Consider the following 17,276-nt stretch of genomic DNA (forward strand, 5'->3'; position numbering starts at 1 on the left):
CGTCGCACATCGGGCGCGGAGCACCGCCAACTCCAGGCAGCACGGCTGGTGGTGCTGCCGAGGAGGGGCATGGGATCTGCCCAGCGCGGTCCCGCAACTCGCCAGGGAGGTCCTTCGCCATGTCGCGGCAACACGCGGATGAACCGGCAAAGGCCGGCCGCACCGGCATTGCCCGCTCAGATAGCCAGCGCCTCTTCCACTCCGCCGGACAGCGGCTTTCCCGGCAGCCTTATCTCCAACCGCTCGTCGCCGTGCCGGCAGAGCCTCTCGATCTGACCGTCGAGCTCGGCCATGAAGGCCGCGGCCAACGGGGTCGTCTCGCGATGCCTGGGCCGCATCGCAAAAAAGGTGAATTCCACGGATGGCTCAAAACGGCGAATCGCGATCGAGGGGTCGTTCCGATAGATGACGCCAAGCGGTTCGACAACCGACACGCCAAGCCCACGCGCTACAAGCCCGCAGGCCTCGACCGAGGTAAAGACCTCGTACTGGGAGAGGCGGGACACGCGGTGCTGCTCGAACTTGGCGTCAATCAGGTGGCGCATTCGGCTCTCGCGCATAAAGGAGATGAGCTGTTCGCCCTCCAGGTCGCCAACGGAGATCGTCGACTGTCCAGCGAGGCGGTGATCCACGGGAACGATGCAGACGGCGCGCGCGTGAAACAACGGTTCGGTCACCAGCGCGGGATGTTGAAGTTGTAGCAGGGTAAAGCCCAGATCGACCTGCTGGCTGACGACAAGCTGGCTGATCGACGTGCTGACATTGAAATTGATCCGGGCTTTGTCGTGCTTGCGGGCGAAGGCGGCGATGGTGTCGGCGAGCAGCGTGTGGCCGATCGAAGCCGCGGCGGCAACCCTTAACTCGCCGCTGCGCAGCTGAGCCAGATCCCTGGCGAACTCCTCGATGTCGCCCATCGACGTCATCAGGCGATGGACCTCCACATAAAGCATATGCGCCTCGTTGGTCGGCACCAGCCGCTTACGGACACGCTTGAACAGCTTGAGCTTCAGATCGTATTCCAGCGCGGCCAGGATCTTGCTCACCGCCGGCTGAGAAATCCGCAGCCTGTCGGCGGCCCCCGTCACCGTGCCCGTCTCCATAAACACATGGAATGCTTCCAACTGCCGGTGCGTGAGCGCCATGGGACCTCCTCTCTTTCCCACAGAACATAACATCCAGTTATGTTTTTGGAAGAACTTGATATTTGACCACGTTGTTGCCGTGTGGTTCGGTATACCCGGAAGGTAGGTACACCTCAAAAATAGCCAAAAACGGTGTGCCTCCCAGCCACCCAGGGGATGCGATGTTGCAGAGAAAGAACATAACTTCCGAAGCCATTTTGACAGCAACTTCCGTGATGAAGCGTTTCGGGTCATTCGTTGCAGTCAACCACGTCTCCTTGAGCATAGAGGAGGGAGAGTTCCTGACGCTCCTGGGACCCAGCGGCTGCGGCAAGACAACCCTCCTGCGCATGATCGCGGGTTTTGAACGGCCCACTTCCGGCGAGATTCTCATCGGCGGAAAGCGCATGAACGAGGCGGCGCCCTATGATCGACCAATCGGCATGGTGTTTCAGAATCTCGCGCTCTTTCCGCATCTGTCGGTCGGGGAAAACGTCGCCTACGGGCTGAAGGCCCGCAAAGTCGCGCAGGACAAGATCCGGCGTGAAGTATCGCAAGCGCTCGCTATGCTCGGCTTAGCCGATTTCGACAGGCGCTATCCTCACGAACTCAGCGGCGGACAGAGGCAACGGGTCGCGCTGGCCCGGGCGCTCGTTATCCGTCCCAGGGTTCTGCTGCTCGACGAACCCCTCAGCGCCCTCGATCTCAAGCTGCGGCGGCAATTGCAGCGCGAACTCAAGCAGATCCAGCAACGGGTCGGCACCACCTTCGTCTTTGTCACGCACGACCAGGAAGAAGCTCTGACAATGTCGGACCGCATCGCGGTCTTCAACCAGGGACGGCTCGAACAGCTGGGTACGCCGCGCGAAGTCTACGATCGGCCAGCGACGCCTTTCGTCGCTCAGTTCGTCGGCGATTCCAACTTTCTGACGGGAATCGTCACGCGCCGCGACGGAGACGTCTTCGCGGTTCGCCTCGACGCGACCGACAGGATCATACCCGTCCGGTCGCCTGCCTCGTTCCAGGTCGGCTCGCCTGTCGGCCTGTCGGTCCGGCCCGAGCATGTGGCGCTCGACAGCATGCAGGACACTTATTTCGAAGGGGTGGTCTCGGACCTTTCCTATGTTGGCGCGAACACGCGCTACACGATCCAGACAAGCGAAATGGCTTTCGTTGCACTCCAGCCGAGTACCCATGCCGACGGCAGGATCTGGCGTCCGGGAGATACCGTCAGGCTCGCGTGGCCCATCGACGGGGCCGCGCTCGTTCCCGCAGGCGAAGCATAGGCAGCGCGCGGAAGGTAGATATCAGGTCAGGCAAGGGAGAAGATTATATGCCAACCAGATTTGGATTGAGCGCGGCTGCGGCCGTGGGGTTCTTGACCACCCTCTCCTGGAGCGCGAGCGCCACCGAACTGCTCGTGGCGACCTGGGGCGGCGGCGTCGAAAAGGTCTGGGAGACCGCCTTCGCTGAGCCCTTCGAAAAGGAGACCGGCATCAAGATCCGCATTGTGCCCGTTCCGACGCCGGAAGCGCAGCTGCGGACTCAGGCCGGCAACCCGCAATACAATGCCGTCATGGTGACCTATCCCCAGGGCGCCAATCTGATGCGCGACGGGCTGATCGAGATGTTCGAAGCAGATGCGCTTCCTGCGGCGGCCGAGACCAATCCGGATTACCTGATGCGCGACGCCCAAGGCAGGCTGGCCGGCGCAAGCCCGTATTTCATGTATTACGGCATTGCGATCAACACCGACATGGCGAAGCCGGAGGACTTTTCCTCCTGGAGTGAGCTGGCGAATCCGAAATGGAAGGAGAAGATCGCGATAACGCGTCCGATCTATCTCTCGTCCTATGACCTGCCGATATTCGCCAAGGCGGGCGGCGGCGACGTCGAGAACGTACAGCCCGGCCTCGACCTGCTCAAGAGCGTGGTGAGCAACACGCTCACCACCTACAGCTCGATCGCGCATATGAATGGCCTGCTGACACGCGGTGAAATTGCCGCTGGACCATATTACTCCGGCCGCATCTGGCATCTGCGCCAGCAGGGAGCGGAAAATGTGACCATGGTGGTGCCCAAGGAAGGCGCCCTGATGATCCCCTACCTGCTCGTCGTGCCCAAGGGCGCCAGCGAAATGGAAGCAACCACGCGTTTCCTCGACTACGTATCGCAAGCCGAACCCCAGCTGCGCGGCTCCGTGCTTGGCGGCTATCTCCCGCTCAACCAGACGGCCAAGCTACCGAAGGAGGCGGAAGAGCAGATGGGCATGACGCTGCAGGAGCTCATGCCGAAACTCTACCAGCCGGACTGGGCCTATGTCGCCGACCACGAGGAAGAACGCATCAACACCATCGAGAAGTTGATCGCGGGATCCAACTAGCACCAACCACGCGCCGGTGCCGGCTGCGACGCACCGGTGCTGCCATCCCATTTTCAAACGATTACGGCACTGGACCTCGTTCCATGGACAATCGAACCATGTCTACAGAAAGCTTTGTTGAGGCTCTGGCGCAAATGTCGCCGGATCAGCGCAGGTTGGCCATCGAGGCCGACCCGCTACCCGCCAATATCGGGCAGTTGCTGGACCAGGCCGCGGCCGAAGCCGGCGACACGCTGGCTTGGAACTTCTTCGAGAGCGGGGAGACCATCACCTACAGGCAGCTCGTCCAGGAGGTGAACCGCACGGCGAATGCGCTGCGGGCCTGGGGCGTGGCACGCGGCGACCATCTCGCGGTGATGCTGCCCAACTGCCCCCAGATGCCCACGATCTGGCTGGCGCTCGCTCGCTTGGGCGCCGTGATGGTGCCGGTGAATGTGCGCTACACACGCCGCGAGCTGCGCTACATCCTCGATGATTCCGAGGCCCGGTTTCTCATCGTGCACCGCGACTTCGCCTCGTTGCTGCCGCCCAGCGCCGACGACGCGGACGAGTTTTCCGTGACGGCCGATCGGATCGCTCTGCTCGGAGCGCCGACGACCGATTCCATAGGGCGCTCTTGGGAGGACCTGGCGCGTGGCCAGACGGAAACTTTCGTTGCGGATGCTTCGATCGGGCACGATGATCTGATGAACATCCAGTATACGTCCGGCACGACCGGCTTCCCCAAGGGCTGCATGCTGACCCACCGCTACTGGTTGAGCGCGAGCAAGGTCAACGGTATGCGCGATGGCAAGCGTTTCGAACGGGTCCTGGCCTCGACGCCGTTCTTCTATCTGGATCCGCAGTGGCTGCTTCTCCTGGCATTCCATCAGCGCGGGACGCTCTACGTCGCGCAACGCCAGAGCGCCAGCAAGTTCGCGGGCTGGCTGCGCGAGCATCGCATCAATTTCTGCTTGTTTCCCGAAGTGGTCTTCAAGCAACCACCGAGCCCCGACGACGGCCTCTCCCACCTGCGGCGAGCGAACATCTACGGCGTCCGAAAGGAGGTTCATCCCGAGCTGCGCAAGCGGTTCAATGCCCCGGCCATGGAAGCATTCGGCATGACCGAAACGGGGCCGACGCTGTTCATGCCGCTCGAGGTTACCGAGATGATCGGCTCCGGTTCCTGCGGCGTGCCGACAGCGTTTCGCGAATGCCGTATCGTCGACGAGAACGGAAACGACGTTGCACGGGGGGAAATCGGCGAGTTGATCGTACGCGGCCCCGGCATGATGCTTGGCTATTACAAGAAGCCCGAGGCCAATCAGGCATCCTATTTCGGCGAGTGGTTCCGCACGGGCGATCTGTTCCGTCAGGACGAAAAGGGGTTCTTCTACATCGTCGGACGACTGAAGGACATGGTGCGCAGGGCCGGTGAGAACATCGCGGCGCGCGAAGTGGAGGCCGTGCTGAAGAACCTGCCCGAGGTGCACGACGCCGCCGTGGTGCCCGTTCCGGACGACCTGCGCGGGCAGGAAGTGAAGGCCTACATAGTCCTTCAGCCGGACGCCTCTGCCAACGAGTTGCCCACCCAGCAGATATTCGACCACTGCACGCGAAATCTGGCCTCGTTCAAGGTGCCGCGATACCTGGAATTCGTGGCCTCCTTGCCCAAGACCCCTTCCGAAAAGATCGCCAAGAGCGAGCTGATACGTGCCAAGAGCGATCTGCGGGTCGGTGCATATGACCGGGTCGACGGGCTGTGGCGCTGAGCGAGGACGAAGAAATCATGGACGATATCTGGAAGAAGCCGGCGCATGAGCTGGCGCGTTTGATCCGCGAACGACAGCTATCGTCTCGCGAGGTGGTGGGGATCTTCCTGGATCGTATCCGGCGCCTGAACGGTCCGGTCAACGCATTCGCGCTGATCGACGAAGAGGAGGCGCTCCGGGGCGCGGACACAGCTGACGTCGAGCTCAGCTCAGGCGTGTGCCGGGGCCCGCTTCATGGCCTTCCGGTTCACGTGAAGGATCTCCTGTCGACCGCGGGCATGCGCACGGCGCTGGGATCGATCGCTTTCGAGAACAATATCCCGAAGCACGACGCAGGGGCGATCGCGCGGGTGCGCGACGCGGGCGGCATTATCATAGGCAAGACGACGACGCCCGAACTCGGCCACAAGGTCCTCACGGATAGCCCGCTGCATGGCGTCACACGCAATCCCTGGTCGCTGGAGCACTCCCCCGGTGGTTCGAGCGGCGGCGCGGCCGTGGCCGTGGCCATGGGATTCGGCCCCCTCGGCGTCAGCACCGACGGTGCCGGCTCCGGGCGCATACCGGCTGCCTGCTGTGGCGTCGTGGGGCTCAAGCCCACCCTGGGAGCGGTGCCGCACGAAACCTCGCCGGATCTGTTCGGTTCGCTGACCTGCATCGGCAGCATGGCGCGGGACGTCGAGGACCTCGTGATGCTCCACAATGTGATGGCGGGCCCGGACCGGCGTGACCCATGGTCTTTTGGCGGCAGCAAGATGCCACTCCGCCTCGCCGATGATCCTATCGCCGTGCTGCGTGGCCTGCGGGTCATGTGGCTGCCGCGCACGGTGAACAGGCATCTGGACTCCGATGTCGAAACGCATTGCTCGCACGCCGTCTCGCTGATGGCCGAAAGCGGGGCGATGATCGTCGAAGGCCCCGGGCAGTTTGACTGGGCCCTGGACGAAGCTCTCCTGCTCATGCGGTCCTATCAGGGAACACGCTTCAAGGACTTGCTCGCACGCTGGCGCGACAGAATGGACAGCACGACCGTGGCGTCGATCGAGGACGGCGTGAAGCTGCGCGCGGAAACGGTGCGCCAGGCGCTGTTCGCGCGCACCGAGCTGCTGAGGCGTATCCAGGCGCTGTTCGATCATGCCGACGTGATCGTCACACCAACGGTCTCGGCACCCGCGCTGCCCGCCTCACAGCGCGCCGACGAACCTCTCACGGTCGACGGTGCGCCGGTCGGATCACTGCGTGAAAACTGGTACAGCTACACCATCCCCTTCAACCCCAGCGGAAATCCTGCGATCTCGGTGCCATGCGGCTTCGCCGCGAACGGGATCCCCGTCGGTCTGCAAGTTGTCGCGCCCTGGCACGAGGAGCAGCGTCTCGTGGCCGTGGCTGCGGCCCTGTCGCACCTCAAGCCGTGGCGACATGCCTGGCCCTCACTCGCAGTCGAGGCGGAACGCACATGATCATCGACTATGGCAGCCGGCCTCCGGTACCCGAGTTCACGCAGTCGAACACATCGCACCTGCAGCGTTATCGCTCCGTCTATGCATCGAGCGAGCGGGCGGCCGGAGAAAGCGGCACGGACACCTTCGCAGAATTCCTCGCGGCCTATGACAGCGTCGGCGCACAGCACATCGTCGTGAAGGCCCGCGATCTGGAAACCACCTTCGGATGGCGGATTTCCAATGAGGACGTCGCCAGGTTCTGCCGCGAGAACGGCCCGCGCTTCATCGGCTTCGCGGGAGTCGATCCGCACAAGGGCATGACGGCGGTCCGCGAGTTCGAGACTGCGGTGCGCGAGATGGGCCTGCGCGGCCTGAACCTGCAGTGCTTCGAACACAAGCTCGCAATCAACGACAAGCGCCTCTACCCCCTCTACGCGAAATGCGTCGAGCTCGACGTGCCGGTCAACATCCACAGCAGCATCAACTTCTCCACCGCGACGCTGATGGAATACGGCCGGCCGATCCTGCTCGACGAGGTCATGGTGCATTTTCCTGAACTACGGGTCTGCGCGGCGCCCCCCGGATTTCCCTGGGTGCACGAATTGATCGGCGTCGCTTGGCGCCACGCCAATGTCCATATCGGTCTCGTCGCGGTTCGGCCAAAATATCTCAACGTGCCCGGCTCGGGCTATGAGCCGCTGCTCCAATACGGCCGCACGCTCCTCCAAGATCGGATCATTTTCGGCTCCGCCTACCCGATGATGCCGATCCAACGCACCGTGAGGGAGGTAGAAGCGCTGCCGCTCGACGAGAGCGTCAAGCGCAAATGGCTTTACGAGAACGCGAAAAGATTCCTACGGATCTGATCCCGATGCGGCACAGGGAGGGGTAGCTATGGCTTCATTGACCGGAATGGCGAGATCGGCCGCGGAGCCCGCGCGAGAGCTCGGGCGGCCGCTGCGAGACCGGTTTGTCTCTTTCGTCCTGCTCCTGCCGGCCTTGCTGCTGCTGACGCTGTTTCTCGTCAGTGTCGTCAGGATGATCGCAATGGCGTTCGTGGACGACGACGGCTTCACGCTGGCGCTGTATCGCGAGTTCATCGCGCGCCCGGACTACATCTGGATCTACGTGCGCACGATCGCCGTTTCGCTCGTGGTCACGTTTCTCAGCATCGTCGTCGGCTATCCGATAGCCTTCGGCATCTGGCGGCACAAGGGCAATCGCAACGTCCTGATGATCCTGGTGATCCTGCCCTGGCTGGTGAGCATCGTCGTGCGCACCTATGGCTGGATCGTCATTCTCGGCCCGCGTGGGCTTGTCAACGAACTGCTCAAATGGGTAGGCGTGATCGAAAGCCCCATCCGGCTGATGTTCAACACCACGGGTGTGGTGATCGGGCTTGTCCACGTGCTGGTGCCGTTCATGATCATTTCGATCTTGACGGTGCTGCTCCATCTGGACAGAAGCCTCGACGAAGCTAGCAAGAGCCTCGGGGCGCGACCGTGGCACGGCTTCCTGCGCGTGACCTTGCCCCTGTCCGTTCCGGGGATCATCTCGGGGTCAATCCTGGTCTTCCTGATGTCGACCGGCGCCATCGTAACACCGATCCTGCTGGGGGGCGTGCAGGACCGCATGGTCGGAACCCAGATCTACCAGGAGGCCATCCAGACATTCAATTTTCCGAAGGCATCGATGCTGGCTTTCCTTCTTCTGCTATCCGGTCTGGCCATCGTCCTGCCGTTGCAGCGGCTCGAACGCAAACTGACCGCCTGGTCCCACAACCGAAAGGATGAAGCATGATGAGCGTGGCGTGGAGTCGTGTCGCCCTGTGGTGCCTCATCTTTCTGCTGCCCGCTCCGATTCTGATCGTCGTCGTTTCCTCGTTCAGCGAGGTCGGCTACATCCGGTTTCCCCCAGGCGCGCTGTCGCTGCGCTGGTACGCGGAGTTCCTGTCGGACCCACGCTGGCTGGAAGGGTTGATGATCAGCCTTGGCCTAGCCGCAGCCGGGGCCGTCGTCAGCACGCTGTCCGCCTTCATGGCAGCGCTCGTTGTAGTACGGTCGAACAGGCGGTTCGCCAATGTGTTCGAGACGGCGGTGCTGATGCCGATCCTGTTCCCGCATGCCGCGCTCGGCGTCGCGATGCTGGCTCTCTTGTCCATGTTCAAAATCTACGGGACATTCGCGGGACTTCTGCTCGTGCACTGCATCATAACGCTGCCTTACGCCTATCGTCCCATCTCGGTCAGCCTGCGCAAGCTCGATCCGTCCATGGAGGAGGCCTCGCTCAGCCTCGGCGCACGGAACTGGCAGACATTCTGGCGCGTCACCGTGCCCCTTGTCCGTCCCGGCGTCATCACGGCGCTGCTGTTCAGCTTTATCCTGTCGTTCGACGAGGTGACGGTGACCATGTTCCTCGTAGGTCCCCATGTCACGACGCTGCCCGTGCAGATCTATTCGTTTATCCAGGAGAGCGGCACGCCGGTCGTCGCCGCGATCTCGACCACCCTCGTGCTGTTCACGATGCTCATGATACTGCTCCTCGAACGCATCGTCGGATTGCAGTTCTTCGTCGAACCCGACAGGCCGCGTTGATGCTCGTCCAGGGGATCTGCGCCAATTGCCGGCGCAGCCCGACCGAGCGCGTCCGCCGTCAGCTGAGCGCCCGCGCTGCCAGCACGATCCTCGACATGGCGGTGTAAAGGGGGAGGGCCGTGAAGACCCAGGCGGGCGCTCCCTGGCAGCAACAGCCCGCTGCAATGGTTATGAAAGAGGCGCTTGCGATCGGCATAAAAACGCCGCTCAGCGCCTCCACATATTCCTCAAAACGATGCCAACCACTGAAGCTGCTAAGTTTTTCTGACTCGGTAGAATTAAGGGCTTATGCCGATCAGCCCTCCAGCGCGGCCTTCACAGCCGCCGGGGCATCGCCGCCGTCGAAGGTCGTGACGCCGTTCAGCCAGGGTGTGATCGCATCGGGATTGGCCTTGAGCCATTCCTTTGCGACCGTGTTGGCGTCGCCACCCTTGAGGATGGCGTCCATCATGGTGTTTTCCATCGACAGGTCGAACTTCAGATTGGATACGAACTTTCCGACGTTCGGACACTCCGTCAGGTAGCCCTTGCGCACGTTGGTATGCACGGTGGCAGCTCCAAAGCCGGAATCACCCATGCCATCGAGATAGGTGATCTTCATCTCGCCCATAACGGGATGCGGGGTCCAGCCGAGGAACACGATCCACTGATTGTCCTTCATGGCCTGCTCGGCCTGGGTCAGCATGCCGGCTTCGGAAGATTCGACGAGTTCGAAGCCAGAGAGATTGTTCTCCGGCTTGGCGATCATTTCGAGAATGATTCGGTTCCCGTCATTGCCGGCCTCGATGCCATAGATCTTGCCATCGAACTTATCCTTGAACTTGCCAAGGTCGGTCAGCGCCTTGACTCCACCCTCGGCTACGTAGGTCGGGACCACGAGGCCGTAGCCCGCACCGTCGAGGTTCTTGGCGACGGTCTCGACCGAACCTTCCGCGGCGTACTCCTTGATGTCCGTCGTCATCGACGGCATCCAGTTGCCGAGGAAGACGTCGAGGTCGTTGTTCTTCAGCGACGCATAGGTGACCGGCACGGAGAGCTGGATGACCTGCGGCTCGTAGCCGAGCGCCGTCAGGAGCACGGAGGCGACGCCGGTGGTCGCCTGAATGTCGGTCCAGCCGACGTCGGAAAGCCTTACCGTCTTGCAGCTTTCAGGGTCGGCGGCGAAGGCACTTCCCGTGGCGAGGAAGGCCGTGAGGCCGAGACCTGCGGCCAGGGATTTCATACGCGACATGGACAGTCTCCCATTCTTCGTCGGCGCGACGCGGTTTTTGATTGTGCCAGGAGCACAACACCATTTTGCCGTCGTTTCAAGCCGCGTGTCGCGCCGTGCGCTTTGCCGGATGCGGCAAGGCCGCCCCGCGGGCGAGATTTGGTGTGGACGGCGTGGCCAGCCACTCCCCGCCAGGGGCGCGATCGGCTTAAAGCGGGACATGGCCAAGCTCTATTTCCATTATGCAACGATGAATGCCGGCAAGACGACGATGCTGCTCCAGGCATCGTACAACTACCGGGAGCGTGGCATGAACACGATGCTGTTCATCGCCGGGCACTACCGTAAGGACGAGAGCACCGGTGTGGTCTCGTCTCGCATCGGGCTGGAGGCCGATGCGGAACTCTTTCGCGACGGCGACGATCTTTTTGGGCGCATCGCGGAACATCACGACCGCACCACCGTGCATTGCGTCTTCGTCGACGAGGCGCAGTTCCTCACGGAGGAACAAGTCTGGCAGCTTGCCCGTGTCGGCGACCGGCTCAACATTCCCGTGATGTGCTATGGGCTGCGCACCGATTTCCAGGGCAAGCTCTTCTCCGGCTCCCAGGCGCTGCTCGCCCTCGCCGACGAGTTGCGCGAGGTCCGAACCATCTGCCGCTGCGGCCGCAAGGCGACCATGGTCGTGCGCCTGGGGCCCGACGGCAAGGTGGCAAGACAGGGCGAGCAGGTGGCGATCGGCAAGGATGTCTATGTCTCGCTTTGTCGCCGTCATTGGGAGGAGGAGATGGGTCGCATCGAACCGGAGGATCTCATTGGGTTCGTGCGGTCTTAGGACCCACTGGTTGTGCACGAAGCAGGACCGGCGATTTCGCGCCGGCCGAGGTCTGGCGGAAGATAGAGCAGCCGTCCCTGCCGCGGCTCTTGGTTTCATAGAGCGCAGTGTCGGCATTCTCGATGGTGCCGGCAACGCCCGATGGGTCCGATGCCGACCATTCCGCACCGCCGATGCTGACAGTGAGCGGGATCGTCTGGCCCTTCCAGCGGAAAACTGTCGCCCTGAACAGTCGCACGAGATCGTCGGCGACCGTTTCGGCTGCCTGCAGGTCCGTTTCGGGTAAAAGCACGCAGAATTCGTCGCCGCCCAACCGGCCCAGCATTGCCTGCTCCGGGAGAAGCCTTGCCGCGGTCCTGACGAAGAATCCGAGGCTTGCATCCCCGGCCGCGTGGCCAAAATTGTCGTTGATCGCCTTGAAGTTGTCGAGATCGAGCAAGAGGAGCGAGAACGGCCGGCCGGTGCGGCGGGCATGTTGCTCCTCGAGGCCGGCACGTTCCATGAAGCCGCGACGGTTGGGCACGCCTGTCAGTTCATCGATGACGGCGAGCGTGGCGAGTTCGCTTCGCAACCTGTCGATCGCCATCAGGACGAAACCGAAATTCCAGACCACCGCGGCGAAGATGATGGCGAGCAGGTAGACGGCAGCGAAACGATAATAATCGTCGGTAGAAAGGGCTCCGCCAATACGCATCAGATTGGTGACGGCTTCGGTGGCTTGGCCGAGAATGCCGACGATCATGGCGACCGCCGCGACCCGGGTGCCCAGGCTCCGCTCCTCCCGGAACAGCAGTTGAAAGGCAACCAGGACGACGAGCACGATCTGAGCGGTGGCATAGATGACATTGCGGCTCTCGGAACTTGTGCCGAAGGCGGCGAGCGCGGCGACGGCGCCAGCAGTTACCAGGATACTGACGACCCACCCTCCGCTTCTGCCGAAAAATCTCCTGACGCCGGTCCGGACCAGGCCAAAGCCGAGTATGACCAGGCCGTTGCCGACAGCGGCGAGGAGGAAATCGAAGGCCTCGCCCTGCATGGCGAGCAGCCCGCCGCCGGTGGTGGTGAGGATGTTGGCGGCAAGCCAATGCCTGGCGGCAGGGAAGCCGTGATAAGCATAGGCGATCGCCCCCCAGATAACCGTGAGGGTGAGCGAATTGAGGAGGATGACCACGTAGAGGGTCGGAAAATCGAGATTCATGGCGTCCTGAGGAGGGAGGAGACACTGCACGTGATCCGCGCCTGCTAGCCCATGTGGCGAAGGAAAAGGTAAATCGGATCGCTAAATTTTTAACGCTGCGGTTGTGCTCGGCGCAACGCTCTTCCTTTCGCCTTTCATTCGTTATACCGCGCACTTATATTTGCACGGCCCGACCAGCTCGCGACCCCCGGAGAAGACCATGGCGACCCTGCAGAATTTCGATGCGGAGATCGAGAAGACCCAGCAGGCCGTCGAACAGATGCGATCCAGGATCGAGCAATCCGGCACGCTTCTGGACAAGCTGGCCAAGACCGACGAGAAGATCGGCTCGGCCGAGTTCGACATCGAGAACGCGCGGATCGAGGACGTCCTGAAGCAGCAGAAGGTCATGGAGGCGAATATCGCCGACCTGATCATCGGGCTCGAGGACGCGACCAACGTGTTCGGCGCCGAGTTCGAAAGCATGAAGAACTTCACCGGCTGGGAAACCTTCGTCGGCATCTTCTCCAAGCAGAGCAAGCAGCGCATGCGCACGGAGCGTGTGCGCAACATGTCGCTGGCCGGCAATCTTCAGGAACTCCTGGCGAAGTCGGACAAGATCGTCGGCATACTGAAGGCGCAGAAGCAGGTCTTGGATCAACGCTACAAGACGTCAGAGGCAAGCCTCGCCCAGGTTATCGAGCGCCGCAAGTCCACGATCGAAAACCTCACCGCGACGCAGAAACGCATCGAGGAGCTCAATCCGATGCTGCTCGACATCGAGAACAAGATCGCCGCCTCGACCAACCAGACCGAGCGAACGCAACTCGAGGCGGAGCGCTCCAAGCTCGCCACCGAGTACAATGAGAGGCAGGCGAAAGAGCAGGAACTTCTGGCCGAGAGCCAGACGCTCGAACGCTATACTTCGATGTTCCAGACCTTCGTCGATTCGCTCAACAACCAGATCGCGGCGCAGAACACGCTGATCAACAAGCTGACCATCGACACCGAACAGCGTATCGTCCTCTACAAGGCTCTCGAGGACAGCCTGAAGACGGCCGCGCAGCAGGATGTCGCCCACAAGATCAACACGCTTGGCAGTCAGGTCGACACGACAGCCGAAGAGACCATGGCCGGGATCGGCGCGGCCGCCCAGAAGCACATCGGCGACCTGCTCGAGTTGCACGAGAAGAACATGGTTGCAACCGCCGACATCCAGCGGCGCAAGAAGCTCGCAGACGAGGCCTTTGCCCGGCGCTTCGACGAGGTGCTGCGCAAGCATAATGCATCGGACTACGTGCAGTCGTAAGCTTGGGAAGCTCGCGTTTCATGACACCCCCCTCTGTCCTGCCGGACATCTCCCCCTCAAGGGGGGAGATCGGCTGTGACTGGCCGCAACGCTCCTTTTGGGACGTTGCTGAGTGGCGAAATCCAAGCGGCCGACCGATCTCCCCCCTTGAGGGGGAGATGTCCGGCAGGACAGAGGGGGGTGTCAAGAAGCATTCACTTTTGGGGAGTGCCCCATGACCGCAGAGACCGATGCCGCCACGCGCTATTTCGATGCGATCGCCGCGGCGCTCGGCGGTCTGGAAATCTTCATGCGCGACGATCGTTCGCCACTCTACCGACACGGCATCGTCGCCAAGGTCGTGGCCGAATATATCGCGCGGCTGGAAAAATCCTTCTCCTGCTGGCGAAATCGTCTCGGCTTCATGGAGAGCTTCAGGATTTCCCGCGCTGAAAGCGGTTTCCCGGTGTTCCAGAACGTGCTGGAGCTTGAGAACGACCGGCGTAGTGCCGGCCAACGCCTTGCCGCAATTCCCGAGCCGAATGAGATCCGCGCCGAGATGGCGGATTTCATCCTGCGGCACAAGGCATTCCCGGCCGCTCTGCAGCGGTCGATGGCCGAGCGCCTCTATCTCGAGGACGTCGATGACGGCTCAGCCTTCGGGCCATTCACGCTCGCCCAGACGGCCAAGGTCTCGGTGAACCCGAAGACGGGCCGGCCTTTCTATCTCGTCCATTGGGCGAGCTTCGATGGAGCGGCGAACCTGCCGTTGATCTACATGGCGACGGTGGAGGATTCCTCGACGCCGATGATCAAGCAACTCGTCGGCCGAGACGGCAAGCTCGACGAGGGCGTGGAAATTCCGCTTCCCGTCGACGGGCTGCTCAACCCCGAGCTTGCCCATCGCTTCGATGATTTTACCGAGAAGAATTCTGCCTATTCCCTCTCTCCCGCAACGATCGCCGTCAATCTCGACAAGGATTTCGAGACGCTCCACCCCAAGCAACTGAGGCGCGTGGTGCTCGGCCCCTTCTATTCGGCGGGAATAACGGAACACAATTCGACGGTGGCCGAAGTGCTCTCCAAGGTGCGCAAGGTCGAGAATGCCTGGCTGCTGACCTGGACGATCCAGGAGGTCTATTCCAAGGCCGAGCGCCCCGGGCGCAGGGGGCTGTTCTCCAGCGAGAAGTCCACGCAGGAGTTCTTCATCAATACGGACGATCTCGAGGCGGCACGGCAGGGCGTGTCGAGCTACGAGAAACACGCGCTGGTGCCGCATGAGGCCTATCAGGCGCTCTATGCCGCCGGCGAAAGCGAGAAGATCTTCGCGGGCTATAAGGTGCACATCCTGTCAAAGGGGCAGGTGATTTCGGATGTCTAAGCCGCGTTCAATTTCGGCAATGCGGGCCAGCTGGCGGGCACCCAGGGGAGTTCGATGGATACTGGCCTGACCACGATCAGCGAAGCCGATATCGAGAAGCACCGCGTGACGGCTCAGAGCTTCATCACGCGGATCGTGGTGCTGGAGGACGCGGGGGCGCAGTCGGGCACGCAGCTTGCGGGAACTGGCCGGCGTTTCGTCTCGCCGGTGTCGACTGGGTCGGTGCGCAAGACGCGCGAGGTCGAACTGGCGAAGACGGTCGCCGCCGTCCGGCCCGGCGACCTGCTGATGTCGATCGGTCAGCATACACTTCTTTACCGGACCCGGCGCGGCATCGAGATCGCGCTCGCGGTGGCCGATGTCTTCGCCCGCTCGACCGATCTCGAAAGCCTGCAGGCGAAGAACGCCCGGGCGCCGCTCGAAGGGGACGAGGCCTCGCAGTTCAAGAAGCTTCTGTCGGCGTCCGGCTACGTCTCGGCCTTCAGCTTCGCCTCCTATCTGCTGCAACTCATCGACGGGGAGGGGGAGCCGCCCAACGATATCGCCGAGCCCGGCTTCCTGTTCGACACGCCGCAGGACGCGGTGAAGTCGATCATTGCCGCGCTCGATCAGTCGCTTTCCGGGTCTAAGGACGAAGCCGAACTGCTTGCCCGGGCACGCGCCTTCGCGCGCCTTGCGATCGACGGGCTGCTCACGCGTAAGGGCCGCTTCGACGGACTTGGGGCATTCGAGGATGCGCATATCCGTATCGACGCGGACGATTTCACGCTCGACGGTTTCGATGTCGCCCCCGGGCGGAAGGCAAAGCCGCTGGTGATGACCTTCAAGAAGCCGGAAGAGGTCGTGGGCAATCACATCGCCAAGTACCAGTCCGTCAGGCTGGCCAAGATGTTGATGGCCTACGATTTCGACCGCCAAATGAATCCTTTTGTCGAACTCGGCGGTTTCCTTTTCACGTTCATCGGCGACGGCGCGCCTGGCACCGGCAAGACAACGCTCATCCAGATGATTGCGGGGCTGGTCAACGACTACTGTCAGGTCGCCTCGTACCCGTTCGTCTATGAGAATTTCGGGGTCGATCAGATCTCGTCCTACCAGGGAAAGTCCGGCCAGAACTGCCGGCAGTTCATCGACAACGTACTCAATCCGCGCGCCATCGGCTTCGGCACGATCGACGACATCGACCAGGTCGCGGCCAAGCGCTCGGACGACCGGGCGTCGGCCGGCCAGCAGGAGATCACCGGCGTGCTGATGGCGGCCTTCTCCGGCGCGACGACGGTGATCCGTGGCAATTGCTCTTTCGGCATGTTCTCGAACTATCCCGAGAACGTCGACGATGCGCTCCGCCAGCGGGCGAGCGCACGCTGGCTGGTCGACGGGCCGCAGACGCGGGACGACTATATCGACATCTTCGTCTTGCTGGCCGGCAAGAACCACAAGATCCCTCTCGGAGAGCACGACCTCTACGCCGCGCAGGAGATTCAGCGCGCCGTGGCCGACGCCTATGAGAGCCATTCCAAACCCGGGGAAGAAGGGCTGATGAAGGTCTATGAGCGTTTCATCAGCGAAAAAGGAGCGCCGAAGACGCTCGCCGATGTCGGCATCTATCTCCACATGATCAAGGAGGCCGAGCCGCGTTTCACCGGCCGTGCCATCAAGAACGTGACCGATGCCATCAAGATGCGGGCGATGGACGTCGAGCTTCCCGACGACTGGTTCGAGAAGCCGGAGATCTTCATGCACAAGCCCTATGACGAGAAGAAAGCGATGATCGAGGAGCTGCGCGGGCCGTTCTCGATGGAGATGGTCATGCAGGAGATCAACCGCTACGCTGATTCCGAGTTCCGCTATTCCGATCGGTCCGACGACGCGGCCGTTTCCAGGATGATCCGCGACGCCCGACTGCGCGAGCGCGCAGTGCGCGAGATCGAGGAACTGAAGGCCAAGGGGCAGTGGAATGGTTGAGAGGCGAGGACCCCTCATCCGACCTCGCTTCGCGAGGCCACCTTCTCCCACAAGGGGAGAAGGGGGAGCTTGGCATCAAGGCTTCCGCAAAGCCGCAAACATTGGCGATTGGCGCGGACGGACTTGCCA

General features: G+C 62.2%; 14 protein-coding genes. 11 read left to right on the forward strand and 3 right to left on the reverse strand.

The annotated features are described in order from the left end of the window. Positions 1-176: 176 nt before the first annotated feature. Positions 177-1,142: a LysR substrate-binding domain-containing protein gene (locus ACCO56_RS06435; protein WP_433638799.1), complete on the reverse strand. Its 966-nt coding sequence runs from the start codon at positions 1,140-1,142 to the stop codon at positions 177-179. A gap of 197 nt (positions 1,143-1,339) precedes the next feature. On the opposite strand from ACCO56_RS06435, the gene ACCO56_RS06440 reads away from it, so the two are divergent. The 7 genes from ACCO56_RS06440 to ACCO56_RS06470 all read left to right on the forward strand — a co-directional run bounded on the left by ACCO56_RS06440 (position 1,340) and on the right by ACCO56_RS06470 (position 9,291). Continuing rightward, complete coding sequence (locus ACCO56_RS06440) at positions 1,340-2,407, forward strand: ABC transporter ATP-binding protein (RefSeq protein WP_433638801.1); 1,068 nt, start codon at positions 1,340-1,342, stop codon at positions 2,405-2,407. A gap of 47 nt (positions 2,408-2,454) precedes the next feature. After that, a complete protein-coding gene (locus ACCO56_RS06445) occupies positions 2,455-3,504 on the forward strand; it encodes an extracellular solute-binding protein (RefSeq protein WP_433638803.1) in 1,050 nt (349 codons plus the stop codon). A 98-nt stretch (positions 3,505-3,602) separates the two neighbouring features. Then, entirely contained in the window at positions 3,603-5,255 is a 1,653-nt protein-coding gene (locus ACCO56_RS06450; protein WP_433638806.1) for a class I adenylate-forming enzyme family protein, read from the forward strand. 17 nt (positions 5,256-5,272) lie between these two features. After that, entirely contained in the window at positions 5,273-6,715 is a 1,443-nt protein-coding gene (locus ACCO56_RS06455; protein WP_433638807.1) for an amidase, read from the forward strand. Next, positions 6,712-7,563, forward strand: a complete 852-nt coding sequence (locus ACCO56_RS06460; RefSeq protein ID WP_433638810.1) for an amidohydrolase family protein — start codon at positions 6,712-6,714, stop codon at positions 7,561-7,563. The genes ACCO56_RS06455 and ACCO56_RS06460 overlap by 4 nt, the downstream gene beginning before the upstream one ends. Before the next feature lie 28 nt (positions 7,564-7,591). Next, on the forward strand, positions 7,592-8,497 hold the full coding sequence (locus ACCO56_RS06465; RefSeq protein ID WP_433638811.1) for an ABC transporter permease: 906 nt from the start codon (positions 7,592-7,594) through the stop codon (positions 8,495-8,497). Beyond that, on the forward strand, positions 8,494-9,291 hold the full coding sequence (locus ACCO56_RS06470) for an ABC transporter permease (protein ID WP_433638814.1): 798 nt from the start codon (positions 8,494-8,496) through the stop codon (positions 9,289-9,291). Before ACCO56_RS06465 ends, ACCO56_RS06470 begins: the two co-directional genes overlap by 4 nt. 295 nt (positions 9,292-9,586) lie before the next feature. Here ACCO56_RS06470 and choX read toward each other — a convergent pair whose 3' ends face one another. Then, complete coding sequence (gene choX / locus ACCO56_RS06475; protein WP_433638816.1) at positions 9,587-10,522, reverse strand: choline ABC transporter substrate-binding protein; 936 nt, start codon at positions 10,520-10,522, stop codon at positions 9,587-9,589. A gap of 199 nt (positions 10,523-10,721) precedes the next feature. Here choX and ACCO56_RS06480 point away from each other — a divergent pair, with 199 nt between their 5' ends. Next, positions 10,722-11,336 carry a thymidine kinase gene (locus tag ACCO56_RS06480; protein ID WP_433638818.1) on the forward strand — a complete coding sequence of 205 codons (615 nt, stop codon included), beginning with the start codon at positions 10,722-10,724 and terminating at the stop codon, positions 11,334-11,336. Here the strand turns inward: ACCO56_RS06480 and ACCO56_RS06485 are convergent. Next, positions 11,314-12,534 carry a GGDEF domain-containing protein gene (locus tag ACCO56_RS06485; RefSeq protein WP_433638819.1) on the reverse strand — a complete coding sequence of 407 codons (1,221 nt, stop codon included), beginning with the start codon at positions 12,532-12,534 and terminating at the stop codon, positions 11,314-11,316. The genes ACCO56_RS06480 and ACCO56_RS06485 overlap by 23 nt on opposite strands. 199 nt (positions 12,535-12,733) lie before the next feature. On the opposite strand from ACCO56_RS06485, the gene ACCO56_RS06490 reads away from it, so the two are divergent. The 3 genes from ACCO56_RS06490 (at position 12,734) to ACCO56_RS06500 (ending at position 17,147) form a co-directional block, all read left to right on the forward strand. Then, complete coding sequence (locus ACCO56_RS06490; RefSeq protein ID WP_433638820.1) at positions 12,734-13,822, forward strand: hypothetical protein; 1,089 nt, start codon at positions 12,734-12,736, stop codon at positions 13,820-13,822. Positions 13,823-14,036: 214 nt separating this feature from the next. Next, a complete protein-coding gene (locus ACCO56_RS06495) occupies positions 14,037-15,182 on the forward strand; it encodes a hypothetical protein (RefSeq protein ID WP_433638822.1) in 1,146 nt (381 codons plus the stop codon). A gap of 54 nt (positions 15,183-15,236) precedes the next feature. Then, positions 15,237-17,147 carry an AAA family ATPase gene (locus ACCO56_RS06500; protein ID WP_433638823.1) on the forward strand — a complete coding sequence of 637 codons (1,911 nt, stop codon included), beginning with the start codon at positions 15,237-15,239 and terminating at the stop codon, positions 17,145-17,147. Positions 17,148-17,276: the final 129 nt, after the last annotated feature.

Source organism: Mesorhizobium sp. 1B3, assembly GCF_050958605.1.
Classification (GTDB): domain Bacteria; phylum Pseudomonadota; class Alphaproteobacteria; order Rhizobiales; family Rhizobiaceae.

Excerpts from the sequence above, each read along its gene's own strand:
- ACCO56_RS06435 (WP_433638799.1), bottom strand. The coding sequence starts at position 1,142 with ATGGCGCTCACGCACCGGCAGTTGGAAGCATTCCATGTGTTTATGGAG.
- ACCO56_RS06445 (WP_433638803.1), top strand. The coding sequence starts at position 2,455 with ATGCCAACCAGATTTGGATTGAGCGCGGCTGCGGCCGTGGGGTTCTTG.
- ACCO56_RS06450 (WP_433638806.1), top strand. The coding sequence starts at position 3,603 with ATGTCTACAGAAAGCTTTGTTGAGGCTCTGGCGCAAATGTCGCCGGAT.
- ACCO56_RS06455 (WP_433638807.1), top strand. The coding sequence starts at position 5,273 with ATGGACGATATCTGGAAGAAGCCGGCGCATGAGCTGGCGCGTTTGATC.
- ACCO56_RS06460 (WP_433638810.1), top strand. The coding sequence starts at position 6,712 with ATGATCATCGACTATGGCAGCCGGCCTCCGGTACCCGAGTTCACGCAG.
- ACCO56_RS06465 (WP_433638811.1), top strand. The coding sequence starts at position 7,592 with ATGGCTTCATTGACCGGAATGGCGAGATCGGCCGCGGAGCCCGCGCGA.
- ACCO56_RS06470 (WP_433638814.1), top strand. The coding sequence starts at position 8,494 with ATGATGAGCGTGGCGTGGAGTCGTGTCGCCCTGTGGTGCCTCATCTTT.
- choX (WP_433638816.1), bottom strand. The coding sequence starts at position 10,522 with ATGTCGCGTATGAAATCCCTGGCCGCAGGTCTCGGCCTCACGGCCTTC.
- ACCO56_RS06480 (WP_433638818.1), top strand. The coding sequence starts at position 10,722 with ATGGCCAAGCTCTATTTCCATTATGCAACGATGAATGCCGGCAAGACG.
- ACCO56_RS06485 (WP_433638819.1), bottom strand. The coding sequence starts at position 12,534 with ATGAATCTCGATTTTCCGACCCTCTACGTGGTCATCCTCCTCAATTCG.
- ACCO56_RS06490 (WP_433638820.1), top strand. The coding sequence starts at position 12,734 with ATGGCGACCCTGCAGAATTTCGATGCGGAGATCGAGAAGACCCAGCAG.
- ACCO56_RS06495 (WP_433638822.1), top strand. The coding sequence starts at position 14,037 with ATGACCGCAGAGACCGATGCCGCCACGCGCTATTTCGATGCGATCGCC.
- ACCO56_RS06500 (WP_433638823.1), top strand. The coding sequence starts at position 15,237 with ATGGATACTGGCCTGACCACGATCAGCGAAGCCGATATCGAGAAGCAC.